Origin of the sequence: Promicromonospora iranensis (assembly GCF_028994805.1) — a bacterium.
GTDB lineage: Bacteria > Actinomycetota > Actinomycetes > Actinomycetales > Cellulomonadaceae > Promicromonospora > Promicromonospora iranensis.
On the sequence record NZ_JAJQQP010000015.1, the window covers coordinates 16,829 to 30,967 of the forward strand.

Here is a 14,139-nt window from a genome sequence, read left to right on the forward strand (position 1 = left end):
GCTCACAAGCCGCCCGGTTGCTGGACTGACGGCCCGAGAGTGTGACGCAGAGCGCACCTGGTGAGCGCGTGGGTGATTGCGCGGCCCACGCTCTACCGGTTAGGTTGTGCTCTGCTGGATTATTTCCCGCGCAAGGCCCGGAGGACGTAACCGTTCCCGGGCCTTTCGCATGCCCGGATGGAGGCGAGGTGGTCCCCCATGGCCGCCGGCCCATACACCCCCGACGAGGACGCGACGCTCCGGCGCCTCATCCCCCAGGGCATCTCCCAGTCGGAGATCGGCAGGCAGATCGGCCGCACCCGCGGCTCCGTCGCCAACCGCGCGGCGAAACTCGGACTCCGGTCCGACCGCACCGACACCGTGCGGGCCACCGAGGCGAAGGTCATCGACGCGAAAGCCCGGCGGGCCAAGCTGGAACTCGCGCTCCTCGAGGACGCCGAGGAGATGCGACGGCGCATGTTCGCGCCGACCACGGTGTACAACTTCGGCGGCAAGGACAACACGTACAACGAGCGCGAGGTCGACGAGCCGCCGCACGCCGACAAGCTCAAGCTCATGCAGGCCGCCGGCATCGCCATCGACCGCTCGCTCAAGATCGCTGAGCACGACTCCGACACCGGCGTCGTCGAGGCCGTCGGCGCGCTCGACCAGATCGCCGACGCAATGGCCGAGGTCGCCAAGACCCTGCCCGACATGGGGCCCGACCAGTGACCGCCACCGCGGCGATCTCCACCGCTCTCGTGGCCGCCATCCTCGCCGGGTTCTCCCCGCGCCAGGTCTGGTCCATCGTGCGGGCCACAGCGCGCGTGAACGTGTGGGTCGGTGCCATCCGGTCGGGCAAGACCATCGCGTCGCTCCTGGCCTGGCTGCTGTTCGTCCGCTCGGCACCCACGACCGGCGCGCTCGTCGTCGTCGGACGGACCAGGGAGAGTGTGGCGCGAAACGTCTTCGTGCCGCTCCAGGACCGCGCCATCTTCGGCAGGTTCGCCCAGTTCGTCAGCTACACGCCCGGCGCACCCACCGGCACCATCCTCGGCCGCACCGTCCACGTGCTCGGCGCCTCCGACGCCCGCGCCGAGATGGTCCTGCGAGGCCTCACCGTCGCCGGCGCGTACGTCGACGAGTCCACGCTGGTCGCCGAGGCGTTCTGGACGCAGCTGCTCGGCCGCATGTCGGTCCCCGGCGCGAAGCTGTTCGCCACCACGAACCCCGACGGCCCCAGCCACTGGTTCAAGCGGCAGGTCATCGACCGCGCCGCCGACCTCGGCTACAAGGTCTTCCGCTTCACGCTCGTCGACAACATCCACCTCGCCGCCGAGTACGTCGCCCAGATCTCCCGCGAGTACGTCGGACTCTGGTACCGCCGCTTCATCCTCGGCGAGTGGGTCCAGGCCGCCGGCGCCGTCTACGAGTCCTGGGACGAGGCGCGGCACATCATGCCGGCCGACGACATCCCGACCATGGACCGCGTGCTGTCGTTCGGTGCCGACTACGGCACCGTGCACGCCACCCGCGGCTACCTCCTCGGCATCGGGCCCGACACCCGCCCGGGGCACGACGGCGAGCACCGCCTGTACGTCCTGGACGAGTGGGCACCCGGCTCCATGACCATCGGCGAGCACTCCGCCGACCTGCAGCGCTGGCTCGCCGCCCGCCCCGCCTGGGCGCCCGAGTGGATCGCCTACGACCATGCGAGCGCGACGTTCGGCCTGCAGCTGTTCCACGACGGCCACAGCCGCGTCATGAAGGCGCACAAGGCCGTCCTGCCCGGCATCCGCACCGTCGCCGCCCTGCTCGCCGTCGACAAGCTCGTCGTGTCCGACCGGTGCAAGAACCTGATCGAACGCCTGCCCGGCTACGTCTGGGACGAGAAGGCCACCAAGCGCGGCGAGACCGCGCCCGTCAAGGCCGACGACGACGAGGCCGACGCACTGCGCTACGCCGTCTACACGCCCCGCCAGTCCTGGCGCGGCCTCATCCCGCTCGCCCCCGCCCTCGACACCGCGCCCGGCGCCGGAGAGGAGTAACCCATGCCCCTCCCCCAGCCGAACCAGGTATGGCCGCCGAAGGCCCTGACCGCGATCCGCCCGAAGCTCGAAGAGTGGGACGCCTGGTACCAGGGCGACCCCGGCACGCTCACCAGGGTCTACACGGGCCGCGACGGCTCGGCGTCACCGAAGGTCCGGCCGTCCCAGAACGCCGGCGGCGTCGTCGGCGCCCTGTCCCGCTTCTGGTGGGGCCGGCCCGTCAAGGACCTGACCCAGCAGCGCCGCGCGCAGATCCACCTGCCGATCGCCGCTGACCTGGCCCGCGTCTCGGCCGACCTGCTGTACTCCGAGCCGCCCCGCCTGACCATCGGCGACGAGGGCGCCAAGCCCGGCCAGGGCAAGGTCAAGAAGTCCACGCCGACGCAGGACCGCCTCCTCGAGTACGTCGACGACGGCTTCCACGAGGTGCTGGCCACCGGCGCCGAGGTCGGTGCCGCACTCGGCGGGCGCTACCACCGCGTCACCTGGGACCAGGACATCCTCCAGCGCCCGTTCCTGACGACCGTGGACGCCGACGCCGCCTGGCCCGAGTTCCGCTGGGGCCGCCTGGTCGGCGTGACCTTCTGGCACGTCGTCGCCGACGACGGAAAGACCGTCCGCCGCCACCTCGAGCGGCACGAGCTCGACGGGCAGGGCATCGGCATCACGCTGCACGGCCTGTACGAGGGCACGACGGACAACCTCGGCCGGCTCATCCCCCTCGACAAAGACGACGCCACGAAGCCCCTGGCCCAGCTGGTGGACGGCGACGGCGCGATCGTCGCTGGGCGCACTCCGGGCCTGGCCGTGGCGTACACCCCCAACCAGACGCCGAGCCGCGTGTGGCGTTCCGACCCCATCGGCAAGAACCTCGGCCGGTCCGACTACGACCAGTGCGAACCGTTCTTCGACGCCGCCGACGAGGCGTACAGCTCGCTGATGCGGGACGTGCGGCTCGCCAAGGCCCGCATCATCGTCCCGTCGTACATGCTCGACAGCAACGGCGTCGGCCGCGGCACCTCGTTCGACGGCGACCGCGAGGTCTACGAGGGTGTGAATGTCCCGCCGTCCGAAGAGGGCAGCCGGGCCGAGATCACGCCGCAGCAGTTCGACATCCGCGTCGAGGAGCACCTGGCCGTCATCGACGACCAGGTCCAGCGCATCATCTCCACCGCCGGCTACTCCGCCCAGACCCTGTCCGACGGGTTCGAGGGCGGCGGCACGATGACCGCGACCGAGGTGCAGGCGCGCGAGCGTCGCTCGTACCTCACCCGGGACCGCAAGATCCGGCACGAGCGGCCCGCGCTGCTCCACCTGGTGCGCAAGATGCTCGACGTGGACACCGCGGTGTTCAGCACGCCCGAGCTCGACGGCACCGAGCTGCGCGCCTCGTTCGCCGACACCGTGCAGGACTCGGCACTCGTGATGGCGCAGACCGTGCAGGCCCTGGAGACCGCGCGGGCCGCATCGACCGAGACCAAGGTCCGGATGATGCACCCCGACTGGGAGCCCGAGATGGTCAAGGCCGAGGTTGCCCTGATCCTCAGCGAGACCGGCGCCCCGCTCGCCGACCCGTTCGCCATCGGGCAGCAGGAGGAGCCCGAGCCGACACCCGAGGGGTAGCCCATGGCCCAGTGGATCCCCGACGACCGTGACGGCCTCGACCGGCTCGTCGCCGAGCTCGTCGAGCTGTTCTCGTCCGCCGAGCGTCGCCTGGTCGCCGCCGTCGCGCTCCAGGTCCGGGCTGGGATCGAGGCGGGCGAAGACAGCCCGCAGCGCATCCTGAACCTCGGCGGCCTGTCCGTCGAGGCGACGCGCATCGCGCGCTGGCTACGGCAGACGTCCCCCGAGGTGCTCGACCGGGTGCTGGCCACGGCCCAGGCCCGGGGCGTCACCGCGGCGATGGCCGAGCTGTCCGCCGTCGTCGGCACCACAGGGACCACAACGGCCGCCGCTGTGGCTCCCTCGACGTCCGTGGTGGCCGCCTCGGCCCTGTCTGGCGCGGGCGCGGCCATCGCGATCCGCGCCGACCTCACCAACAGCCTCGACGACGTCGTGCGCCGCGTCCTTCGGTTCCCCGACGACGTCTACCGCCGCGCAGTGGCCCAGTTCGCCACCGACGTCCCCCTGGGTCTCGGCACGACCCGCACCGCCCAGCAGGGCGCGTGGGGACGGCTGCTCGCCCAGGGCGTCACCGGGTTCGTCGACAAGGCGGGCCGCCGCTGGAACCTCGCCAGCTACGTCGAGATGGCCACCCGCTCGGCCACCCGGCGGGCGTACGACGACACGAAGATCGCGACGATGCAGGACCACGGCATCCCGCTGGTGTCCATCGTCGTCGGCTCCGGGGCGTGCGAGCGCTGCGCCCGCTGGTCCGGGAAGATCCTGCGCACCGACGGCGGCCCGACCGGCCGCGTCCGCTTCCCCCGGGCGAACGGCGACGGCGAGATCACGGTGAACGTGGCCGCGACGCTCGACCAGGCCAAGCGCGCCGGCTGGCGGCACCCGAACTGCCGCTGCTCCACCGTGGCGTACCTACCGGGGCTGTCGGTCATCCAGGACGTCACGCACTACGACCCCGACGCCGAGGCGGCACGGCAGAAGCTGCGCCACCTCGAGCGCGAGACCCGCAAGGCCAAGATCGAGGTCATGGCCGCCGTCGGCGACGCCGAGAAGAAGGCCGCGAACGCCCGCGTGCGCGCCTACCAGGCCAAGATCCGCGACCACGTCGCCGAGACCGGGCTCATCCGCCAGAGGAACCGCGAACAGATCGACCTCGGCAACGTCGCGTAGGTCAGTCCTTCTGGCCGTCCTTCACCTCGGCCTTGATCCACTGCCCCGGTGCGTGGATCGCGATGTTCCGCCAGATGGTGTCGATGCGCTGCTGGACGAGCAGGTGCCCGCTGTCCACCTGGAGACGTTCGCCGTTCTCGTAGGTCGCTTCCTTGCCCGGCGCTGTGCCGACCACTACCGACATGGTCTGCCCCTTTCATCTCCCCGTCCGCCTGGTGCGTGCGGGTGTTGCCGTCGAACGTACGGCGAATCACCGACATCGACCCGCCCAGGAGGCGTCACATGTCCCGTTTCACCCACCTGCCGATCCTGCCCACCCCTGGTCTGACCGACCCCCGCTTCACGCGGCTCCGGTTCATGACCGCGGACGCCGGAGCGGCTGGAACAGCCGGGGCGTCCGACGCCTCGGCAACCGACGCCGCGTCCGCAGTCGACTCGGACGCGACGGGCACCACCGACACCACCGACGCCGGAACTGGCGACGACGCAGGGTCCCAGGCGGACCAGGGCGACGACGCCAACAGCCCGTGGAACGACCCCGCCAAGGCCAAGGCCGAGATCGAGCGCCTGCGCCGTGAGAACGGAGCCGACCGCACCAACGCGAAGCAGACCGCCGCCCAGGAGGCACGGGACGCGCTCGCGCAGGACATCGGCAAGGCCCTCGGCCTCGTCAAGGACGACGCTCCGACCGACCCCGCAGTGCTCGCCACCAAGGCCCAGGAGGCCACGGAGGCAGCGCGTGCCGCACAGGTCGAGCTCGCCGTGTTCAAGGCCGCGCAGACCGCCGGGGCAAACCCGGTCGCCCTGCTGGACCGCAACAGCTTCACCAAGGCCATCGCCGGGCTGGACCCGACGGCGGCCGACTTCGACACCAAGGTCGCCGCAGCCATCACGGCCGCCACGACCGCAGACCCCACGCTCCGAGCCCAGGCGGCCGGGGCAAGCAGCGTCGACCACGCCGGCGGGTCCGGCGAGAAGACGGTCCGCACCCCCAAGTCGCTCACCGACGCCGTCGCATCCCGCTACGGCACGGCATAACCCCCACCAGGAGCACTCATGCCCGTCACCCTTGCCCAGGCGCAGCAGAACGCTGCCGACGACGTCGACGTCTCCGTCATCGACGAGTTCCGCACCAACGAGATCATGGATCTCCTGACGTTCGACGACGTGGTCAACCCCGTCGGCGGCGGCGGGACGCTGACCTACGGCTACCGGCGTCTCGCGTCGCTCGGCACCGCCGGGTTCCGCGCGATCAACGCCGAGTACCCCCCGTCCGAGGTCACCACGACCAAGCACGCCGTGGACCTCAAGCCCCTCGGCGGTGCGTTCCAGATCGACCGCGTGCTGGGCCGCGTCGGCCCTGCCGCGTCCGGCGAGGTCTCGCTGCAGATGTCGAACAAGATCCGCGCCACGCAGGCCGAGTTCGGCTACGCCGTGATCCACGGCGACAGCGCGGCCGACGAGGACAGCTTCGACGGCCTGTCGAAGGCCCTGGCGGGCTCCGACACCGAGGTCACCACGACCATCGACTGGTCGGCCACGATGGACGAGGCCAACTCGTTCGCCGTGCTCGACGCCCTCGACGAGCTGCTCGCGCTGCTCGACGGCACCCCCGGCGGCATCCTCACCAACAAGACGGCCATCGCCAAGATCCGCTCGGCGGCCCGCCGCACCTCGATGTACACGCGCGAGCCCGGCCCGCGCGAGACGTACACCGAGTCCTACGGTGGGGCCCGGCTCATCGACGCCGGCAAGCGCGCCGGCACCAACGCGGACGTCATCCCGATCCGCACCGGCGGCCTCGTCGAGATGTACGCGGTGCGGTTCGACCTGGACGGCTTCCACGGCGTGTCCATGGCCGGCGCCCCGCTGGTGCAGACATGGCTGCCCGACTTCTCCGAGGCCGGCGCCGTCAAGACCGGTGAGGTCGAGATGGGCCCGGTCGCCGTCGCGCTCAAGAAGACCAAGGCCGCGGCTGTGGCACGGTCGGTGAAGGTCCGCGCGGCGTAATCGCAGTACACGGCCGCATTCCTATAGAATTCGGGTATGCAGCGACTGTGCTCGATTGAAGGCTGTGACCGTCCCCACCTCGCCCGCGGTTGGTGCGCCACGCACTACCAGCGCTGGCGCACCACGGGCGAGGTGGGGGCAGGGCCCCTGCGTGTCATCCGATACGTCGAAGGGGCGAGGGAGAAGCCGTGCTCGAAGTGCGGCGTGACCAAGCCCCTGGACGACTTCTGGACCGAGCCGCGCAAACGAGACGGACGGCACTCCGCTTGCAAGGAGTGCATGCACGTCCAGCAGCGCGACCGCACCCTGCGACGCAAGTACGGGATCGGCTCCGCCGAGTACGACGCTCTCGTCGAGGCCCAGCAAGGCCGATGCGGCGTATGCGGGGAGCCGGACGCCCGACGCCCTCTCGTCGTCGACCACTGCCACCGCTCAGGCCAGGTCCGGGCGCTGCTCTGCGACCGATGCAACCGGCTGCTCGGCGTGGCAGACGACGACATCGCGCTCCTTGAGCACGCGATTCAGTTCCTACACAAACACCGGGGGCCAACCGCTCCCAAGTGAGGATCACTCTCATGTCCACGAAGATCACCAGCCCCGTCAAGGGCTACAGCGAGCGAACCGTGTTCGGCCCGACGGCGCTCCAGTTCAACGACGGCGTCGCCGAGAGCGACGAGCCGCTGTCCGAGGGCCTCAAGGCGTACCTCGAGGGCCGCGGCTACACGGTGGAGACGACGGTCGAGCACGATGGACCGTTCAACCCCGCCAAGCACTCCGTCGCCGACGTCCGGGCCTACCTGGACGGCCTCGACAGCAGCGACCCGGACGCGCACGACGCCGAGGTTCGCCGCATCTTCGAGGCGGAGACGGCTGGCAAGAACCGGTCGACGCTCCTCGAGTCCATCGCCGGCACCCCGGCCGACCCGCCCGCCGGCACCCCGCCCACGGGCGACCAGGGCGATGGCAACCAGGGCGACAGCGGCCAGCAGAAGGGCGGTGACGACCAGTGACGCTCGACCCTCGCACCGTGACCGACGAGCAGGTCGGCACCAAGCTGCGTGACGCCGCGGTCGACCCCCGGGCCGACGACTTCCTGCCGCCCACGAACGCGGGCGAGCCGGGCGAGCTCGGCAACCCGCACGGCCCGACCGTGATCTCCCCCGAGATCCACGGCTCGCAGGGCATGCACCCGATCACCCCGGGCGACGTGTCCGGCACGGCCGCTACGCAGGAGGCGGCGGAGACGTCGCACATGATGGCGTTCCAGGGCGAGATCGCGTCCCTGGCCGTCACCCCGGCCGCGGCCTCGGTCGTGGCCGGCGCCACCGAGCAGCTGACGGCCACCGCCACGCTGCTCGACACCACGACCACCCAGGTCGTCACCGGCGACACGGAGTGGACGACGTCGGACGCCGCGGTCGCGACCGTGGACGCGGCAGGCCTCGTGACCGCCGTGGCCGCTGGCTCGGCGACCATCACCGGCGCCTACCGCGGCGAGACCGACACCGCAGCCATCACCGTCACGGCTGCCTGAGACCGCGCGGGCGGACTTCCCTCCGCCCGCGCCCAGCTTGGTGGGCGGGCGTCAACGCGCGCCGGCAAACCCACGTGAAACTCGCGCGAAGGTGTGGGCAGGGGCTTTCTCTAGCCGGTCTTTCGGGCCCTGCGACGACCCCTCCTGCGCCCGCCCACCAATACCCCGGAGGTGCCCATGGTCCTCGTCTACGCCGCCGAGGCCGACCTGGCCGAGGCCCCCTGGTCGATCAGTCCCGCGCCGGCCAACGCCGGGAAGCTGCTGCTCCACGCCTCGCTGCTCGTGGCCAAGGAGACCCGTAGCGCCCTGTACGCCACGGACACCGAGGGGTACCCGAGCAACACGGTGGTCCGTGCCGCATTCCGCGACGCGACGTGCGCCCAGGTCGACGCCTGGGTCGCCGCCGGGATCGACCCGACCGCCGCCGGCGCCGGACAGTCCGGTGTCGTCGCGGCCAAGAAGTACGGGCCGCGCGACGTGCAGTACGCGACGTACGAGCGCGACGCCAAGCAGCGCGGCTACCTCACCACCCACCTCGCCGACACGGCCGTGCAGATCCTGGCCGCCCTCGGCCTGTGCAAGTCCGTGGCGGCGCAGGGATGAGCATCTTCGCCGAGTGGGAGAACCAGGCGGTCACGATCCGCGCCCTGACGGGCTCGGGCGGCATGGGCAACGTCTACGCCCCGGCCGTCGAGGTGGGGGCCCTGGTGGACGAGTCCTCGCGACTCGTGCGCGGGCCCGACGGCGCCGAGGTCGTGTCCACCGCGACCGTCTACTGCCCGGTCGGCACCGTCGCGCCGCCCGGCTCGCTCGTGCAACTGCCCGGCGAGGACGTCGAGCGGCAGGTCATCACCAGGAGCCAGCCGAAGACCGGCGACCCCGACCTGGACGGCGTGGATCTCGCACTCGAGTAGGAGGCCGCCATGGTCATGTCTGCTGCCGAGATGAAGAGGCTCGCCCGCGAGGCCATGGCCGAGGGCCTGACCCTGCAGGCCGAGCGGCACCGCGCCGTCGCGACACCCAAGACGCCGAAGGAGTACGGCGACCTGCGCAGCGCGCACACCGTCGACCCGGCCACCCCGGACGACCTGCTGGCGACGGTCACCAACGACCTGCCGTACGCCGCCAAGCAACACGAGGACCTGACGCTGCGGCACGACGACGGGCAGGCCAAGTTCTTCGAGCTGGCGTCCGCGGAGATCGAGGGCGAGGCCCAGGAGATCATGGCGGCCGCCATCCGCCGCCGGCTGGGCTAGTCCTCGCGGCGCTGCGCCGGCTGCCGCAGGTACTTTACGGCCGCGGCGACGAACACCGCCAGCACGCCCAGGAACAGCAGGAACACGGGCGTGGTCCACCCGACGGCGAGCAGCACGTCCTCGGACACGATCATCGCCGCCACGAGCAGCACCCAGGCGGCGACAGGGCCCCAGATGGCCCACCTCTTCCAGTTCTTCATGTCCGCATGGTCGCGCGCCCGCACGCACGGCGCCAGGAATTCGGGGGGTGATCCGTGAAGGACTCCGAGCTGATCGTGGCGCTGGCGCAGATTCTCGACGCAGCCGACGTCGGCGTGTGGAACCCCGCCGGGACTGTCGGCGCCAACGACGTGGCCATCTTCTACGGCCAGCTGGGCACCACCCCGAACCAGGCCGTGGGCATCACCCGCTACGGCGGCACCGGCGCCCTGACGAACGACAGCCACCGCGGCGCCCGCCTGGTCCAGGTCCGGGTGCGCGGCAAGCCGGACGACACCAAGTCGGCCGACGACCTCGCCGACGCGGTGGACGCCGTGCTGGCCCGCATGCCCCGCACGCAGGGGCTCTCGTCCGAGTGGGCATCCGGCCCGCTTCCTCTCGGCGCAGATGGCAACCGCCGCACCGAGCTGACCCTGAACTATCTCGTCACCCCGGAGGGCTGACCCATGTACGACTCCACACTCCCCGACACCGCCGAGTACGCCCGCCGGTACGAGCACCTGATCGACATCTGGGGCGCGAACCTGACGACACCGGCGTTCATCACGATCCGCCGCGCCGACCAGGTGGTGAAGACCTTCACGCCGGTCCTGGACAACGCCCAGACGAACGACGACCTCGGCTCGACGAACCAGGACGTCTCGGCGTGGAACTGGACCCTGGCGTTCCGGGTCATCCCCGCGCGCGTCAAGGCCACCCAGGAGCTGGTGGACGAGTACGAGATCCTCGACGCCGCCGTCGGCGACGCTGTCGGCACGGACGCCGTCGTGCGGGTGCGGTTCTACCACGCTCCGAAGGAGGGCACGGTGGGCGACCCCCGGGGCGCCTGGGAGGGTCTGGCCACCGTGGCCATCGCCCCCGTCGACGACGGCCAGACGGAGCGCTGGGCCGTCACCCTGACCGGCAAGGGCCCAGCCACGCGCCTGGCCGGCAACCCGTTCGTCGGCCGGGTTCCCGCCTGATGGAGCTCTCCGGCCTGACCGAGTTTCTCGGTGCCGTCGAGGCCAAGGACTCGATCACGCTGCCGTGGCGCGGGGAGAAGTACGTCATCCCCGCGCCTGGGCCCGCGCGGCGTCTGCGGTGCGCGGGCCTCCTGGCCGCGCTCGGCAGGCCCGACGGTGCCGAGCGGGAGGCAGCTGTCGCGGATGCGATCGGCGACGAGGCGCAGGACGTCCTGATATTCGGCGAGGACGTCGCGGCCCGCATGGAGGCCGACGACGTGCCGATCCCCGTGCGCTCCCACCTGGCCACCGTCGCGCTGGTGGCGTGGGTGCAGGGCGAGGCGGCGGCACAGCGGTACATCGACGCCGCGGCAGCCGGTGAGAAGGGCCCAAAAGCGAAGGCGCCCTCGAAAGCGCCGAGGACTGGGACGAGGTCGGACGCGGCAAGTACGACGAAGAGACCGGCCTCTACGAGTGGTACGAGGCCCCGCCGGAGCGCGTCGCCCAAGCCGGCGGCAAAGGCCCCGGACGCGCCGTCGACTGGTGGGACATCCTCACCCGCTGGCCCCTCGTCGTAGCCGACCTCGCGGCGATCTACCGACTGATGCCCGCGCAGATTTTCGACCAGCCATGGCCGTCGCTGCGCGGACTGATCTTCCGCCTCCTCGCCGAGCCGGACTCACGCCTGCGCAAGGCCCTCGGGGGGTGACCGCATGTCGCTAGTCGTCTCCGTCCTGGAGTCGCAGTTCACCGGTGACCCGAAGGGCTTCGACCAGGTCGCCGACCACGTCGAGACCCGCAGCAAGCAGCTGGAGAACGCCAAGCCGAAGGTCCAGGTCGACGGCGACGTCCAGGACGTGCTGGCCAAGATGGGCCAGGTCGACGACGAGGGCAACAAGCTCGCGACGCGCGACTATGACCCGAAGATCGACGCCGACATCACCAAGGCCGAGGGCAAGGTCGGCGACATCTCGCGCGAGCTCGAGGTGCTCGAGCGCCTGGAGACCTCGCCCGAGGTCGACGCCGACATCGCCAAGGCGGAGGCCAAGCTCGGCACCGCGCAGCAGCGCCTGCGCGCGCTGGAGGGTCTGCGCGCCGAGATGGTGGTGGACGCCGACACGGCGCCCGCCGAGCAGGCGCTGGACGACGTGGCCAACAAGGCCGCCGACGCCGGCGCCGACGGCGGTGGCCGGTCGGGCAAGAACATGGCCGATGGGATCGTGGCCGCGCTGGTCAGCATCCCGATCGCGGGTGCCCTGGTCGCCATCGCGAAGGCCGCCGGGGACGCCGTCGTGCAGGGCTTTCAGGAGGGCCTGGCCGTCGAGGTGCGGGCGGACCGGCTCGCCGCCACGACCGGCCTGGACGAGGCCACTGTCGGGCGCCTGGGGCAAGCGGCGGGTGAGGCGTACGCCCAAAATTGGGGCGAGTCCATCGAGGCCAACATGGACACGGCACGCGCCGCGATCCAGTCCGGCCTCCTGGACCCGCAGGCGACCGAGCGAGACGCGCAGGCGATCATCGAGTCCCTGTCTGGCGTGTCCGACATCCTGGGCGAGGAAATCCCGCGCGTCACCCGGTCGGCGCAGCAGCTCCTGCGCACGGGCCTCGCGAAGGACGCCGAGCAGGCATTCGACATCATCGTCAAGGGCCAGCAGGCCGGTCTGAACGTGTCCGAGGACTGGCTCGACACGCTCGACGAGTACTCCATCCAGTGGCAGAAGCTCGGCCTCGAGGGCGGTGACGTGCTCGGCCTCCTGTCGCAGGGCGTGCAGGCCGGCGCCCGCGACACCGACATCGCAGCGGACGCCTTCAAGGAGTTTGCGATCCGCGCGGTCGACGGGTCGGACCTCACGAAGGAGGGCTTCGACGCGATCGGCCTGTCCGCCGCGGACATGTCCAGCGCGATCGGCAAGGGCGGGAAGACTGCCCGCGACGCACTGGACCTGACGCTCGATGGGCTACGTGCCATCGAGGACCCGGTCAAGCGGGACGCCGCGGCGGTGGCTCTGTTCGGCACCCAGGCCGAGGACCTGGGCGCCGCACTGTTCGCGATGGACCTGGACACTGCCGCCAAGGGGTTCGAGGACCTGGACGGAGCGGCAGCCAACGCCCTGAGCACCCTCGGTGGCAACACGGCGGGCACGATCGCCATGGCCCAACGCAATATCGAGGTCGCCGCCGACGGCATCAAGGGCGCCCTGGCGAATGCGTTCGCGCCACAGATCGAGGGGTTCGCGACCTTCGTGTCGGAGAACCGCGAAGCCGTCGTCACGTTCCTGTTCGACGCAGCCAACGGGGCGATCGACTTCGGTCGCGCGATCGTCGAGGGGACGGCCGCAGGCACGGAGGCGCTCGGCGACTTCGGCGGGTCGCTCGTCCCCCTGATCGACGGGCTGGCCGACATGGCCGTCGCCGTCGACAAGGCGCTGCCCGGCGACCAGGAATCCAAGGCTTTCCGGGAATGGGCGGACGGCGCCGTCGAGAACCTCTGGAAGTTCGACAAGGGCACCGAGGTGTCGGCAGAGGCGATCCGCAAGAACCTCATCGAGAACGGGCTCGACCCTGCCCAGGACAAGCTGAACGACCTGGGCTCGGGCCTGATCGATAACGCCGCTCTGTCGGACGCCACGAACCGGCTGGCCGGCGAGATCTCCGGCGTCGGGTACGCGGCCGACGGCTCGCAGCTGCAGGTCAAGCTGCTCAACGGCCAGTTCGACACGACCACCAGGGCGGGCAAGCGCCTGGATGGCCAGGTCCGGGCGGTGCGCGACGGCCTCTACGAGCAGGTGTCCGCGGCGGCCGCAGCCGGCGAGGGCCAGAAGGAGCTGCGCGGGCGCGTGGCGTCCGCCCGGGCGGCGTTCGTGGACCAGATGACGGCCATGGGTCTGACCGGCGCCGAGGCGAACCGCCTGGCCGACAAGTACGGGCTCATCCCGGAGAAGGTCCTGACCGAGGCCAACCTCCAGGACAACGCCTCCGCCAAGGCGCGGGGGATCAAGGGTGAGATCGACGCCATCCCGTCGCAGAAGACCGTCACGATCACCTCGATCCTCGAGGTCATCGGGGAGGGGCCGTCGCAGTACGTGACGAAGCGCGCGTCGGGCGGCCCTGTCGGTCCTGAGTACGGCACGGTCCTCGTCGGCGAGGAGGGGCCGGAGCTGGTCCGGTTCGCGCAGGCCGGGACGGTCGTGCCGGCCGCGCAGACGGCGGCGCTCATGTCGTCGGGCGGGAACGCCACGCCGTCGTCGAGGACCTACAACGCGAACGTCTACAACTACGGCGGCGACGCCGCGGTCCGGTCGGTCACGCGCGCCCAGCGCCGCGCCGAGCTGCTCGAGCTGTGGAACTAGGAGGTCTCG

Annotated in this window: 18 protein-coding genes; 16 read left to right on the top strand and 2 right to left on the bottom strand. The window is 71.2% G+C overall.

What is annotated here, in order from left to right; translation table 11 throughout:
• Positions 1-198: 198 nt before the first annotated feature.
• Genes LUM46_RS22450 through LUM46_RS22465 form a run of 4 tightly spaced genes read left to right on the top strand, consistent with a single transcriptional unit; the run spans position 199 to position 4,820 of the window.
• Positions 199-711: a GcrA family cell cycle regulator gene (locus tag LUM46_RS22450; protein WP_274997238.1), complete on the top strand. Its 513-nt coding sequence runs from the start codon at positions 199-201 to the stop codon at positions 709-711.
• Entirely contained in the window at positions 708-2,027 is a 1,320-nt protein-coding gene (locus LUM46_RS22455) for a PBSX family phage terminase large subunit (RefSeq protein ID WP_274997240.1), read from the top strand. Before LUM46_RS22450 ends, LUM46_RS22455 begins: the two co-directional genes overlap by 4 nt.
• A gap of 3 nt (positions 2,028-2,030) precedes the next feature.
• The gene (locus LUM46_RS22460) at positions 2,031-3,650 is read left to right on the top strand and encodes a phage portal protein (protein ID WP_274997241.1); all 1,620 of its coding nucleotides are present in this window, start codon (positions 2,031-2,033) and stop codon (positions 3,648-3,650) included.
• Between the two features lie 3 nt (positions 3,651-3,653).
• On the top strand, positions 3,654-4,820 hold the full coding sequence (locus LUM46_RS22465) for a phage minor capsid protein (protein ID WP_274997243.1): 1,167 nt from the start codon (positions 3,654-3,656) through the stop codon (positions 4,818-4,820).
• A gap of 1 nt (position 4,821) precedes the next feature.
• Here LUM46_RS22465 and LUM46_RS22470 read toward each other — a convergent pair whose 3' ends face one another.
• Entirely contained in the window at positions 4,822-5,004 is a 183-nt protein-coding gene (locus tag LUM46_RS22470) for a hypothetical protein (RefSeq protein WP_274997244.1), read from the bottom strand.
• Between the two features lie 98 nt (positions 5,005-5,102).
• Here LUM46_RS22470 and LUM46_RS22475 point away from each other — a divergent pair, with 98 nt between their 5' ends.
• The 8 genes from LUM46_RS22475 (at position 5,103) to LUM46_RS22510 (ending at position 9,620) form a co-directional block, all read left to right on the top strand.
• Positions 5,103-5,858: a hypothetical protein gene (locus LUM46_RS22475; protein ID WP_274997245.1), complete on the top strand. Its 756-nt coding sequence runs from the start codon at positions 5,103-5,105 to the stop codon at positions 5,856-5,858.
• A gap of 18 nt (positions 5,859-5,876) precedes the next feature.
• Complete coding sequence (locus tag LUM46_RS22480; protein ID WP_274997246.1) at positions 5,877-6,830, top strand: major capsid protein; 954 nt, start codon at positions 5,877-5,879, stop codon at positions 6,828-6,830.
• A gap of 204 nt (positions 6,831-7,034) precedes the next feature.
• Positions 7,035-7,394 carry an endonuclease VII domain-containing protein gene (locus LUM46_RS22485; protein ID WP_274997249.1) on the top strand — a complete coding sequence of 120 codons (360 nt, stop codon included), beginning with the start codon at positions 7,035-7,037 and terminating at the stop codon, positions 7,392-7,394.
• Between the two features lie 11 nt (positions 7,395-7,405).
• The gene (locus LUM46_RS22490; protein WP_274997251.1) at positions 7,406-7,840 is read left to right on the top strand and encodes a hypothetical protein; all 435 of its coding nucleotides are present in this window, start codon (positions 7,406-7,408) and stop codon (positions 7,838-7,840) included.
• Between the two features lie 17 nt (positions 7,841-7,857).
• Positions 7,858-8,364 carry an Ig-like domain-containing protein gene (locus tag LUM46_RS22495; RefSeq protein ID WP_274997253.1) on the top strand — a complete coding sequence of 169 codons (507 nt, stop codon included), beginning with the start codon at positions 7,858-7,860 and terminating at the stop codon, positions 8,362-8,364.
• 177 nt (positions 8,365-8,541) lie between these two features.
• Positions 8,542-8,967 (top strand): hypothetical protein, encoded by a 426-nt coding sequence (locus LUM46_RS22500; protein ID WP_274997255.1) that lies wholly within the window; start codon positions 8,542-8,544, stop codon positions 8,965-8,967.
• Positions 8,964-9,278: a hypothetical protein gene (locus LUM46_RS22505; RefSeq protein WP_274997256.1), complete on the top strand. Its 315-nt coding sequence runs from the start codon at positions 8,964-8,966 to the stop codon at positions 9,276-9,278. The genes LUM46_RS22500 and LUM46_RS22505 overlap by 4 nt, the downstream gene beginning before the upstream one ends.
• A gap of 9 nt (positions 9,279-9,287) precedes the next feature.
• Positions 9,288-9,620, top strand: a complete 333-nt coding sequence (locus LUM46_RS22510) for a hypothetical protein (RefSeq protein WP_274997257.1) — start codon at positions 9,288-9,290, stop codon at positions 9,618-9,620.
• On the opposite strand, the gene LUM46_RS22515 is transcribed toward LUM46_RS22510, so the two are convergent.
• A complete protein-coding gene (locus tag LUM46_RS22515; RefSeq protein WP_274997258.1) occupies positions 9,617-9,820 on the bottom strand; it encodes a hypothetical protein in 204 nt (67 codons plus the stop codon). The genes LUM46_RS22510 and LUM46_RS22515 overlap by 4 nt on opposite strands.
• Positions 9,821-9,874: 54 nt before the next feature.
• On the opposite strand from LUM46_RS22515, the gene LUM46_RS22520 reads away from it, so the two are divergent.
• The 4 genes from LUM46_RS22520 (at position 9,875) to LUM46_RS22535 (ending at position 14,130) form a co-directional block, all read left to right on the top strand.
• Positions 9,875-10,282: a phage tail terminator protein gene (locus LUM46_RS22520; protein WP_274997259.1), complete on the top strand. Its 408-nt coding sequence runs from the start codon at positions 9,875-9,877 to the stop codon at positions 10,280-10,282.
• A 3-nt stretch (positions 10,283-10,285) separates the two neighbouring features.
• Positions 10,286-10,801, top strand: a complete 516-nt coding sequence (locus tag LUM46_RS22525) for a hypothetical protein (RefSeq protein ID WP_274997261.1) — start codon at positions 10,286-10,288, stop codon at positions 10,799-10,801.
• Positions 10,801-11,358 (top strand): DUF7426 family protein, encoded by a 558-nt coding sequence (locus LUM46_RS22530; RefSeq protein WP_274997262.1) that lies wholly within the window; start codon positions 10,801-10,803, stop codon positions 11,356-11,358. The genes LUM46_RS22525 and LUM46_RS22530 overlap by 1 nt, the downstream gene beginning before the upstream one ends.
• 135 nt (positions 11,359-11,493) lie before the next feature.
• On the top strand, positions 11,494-14,130 hold the full coding sequence (locus LUM46_RS22535; RefSeq protein ID WP_274997263.1) for a phage tail tape measure protein: 2,637 nt from the start codon (positions 11,494-11,496) through the stop codon (positions 14,128-14,130).
• Positions 14,131-14,139 lie beyond the last annotated feature (9 nt).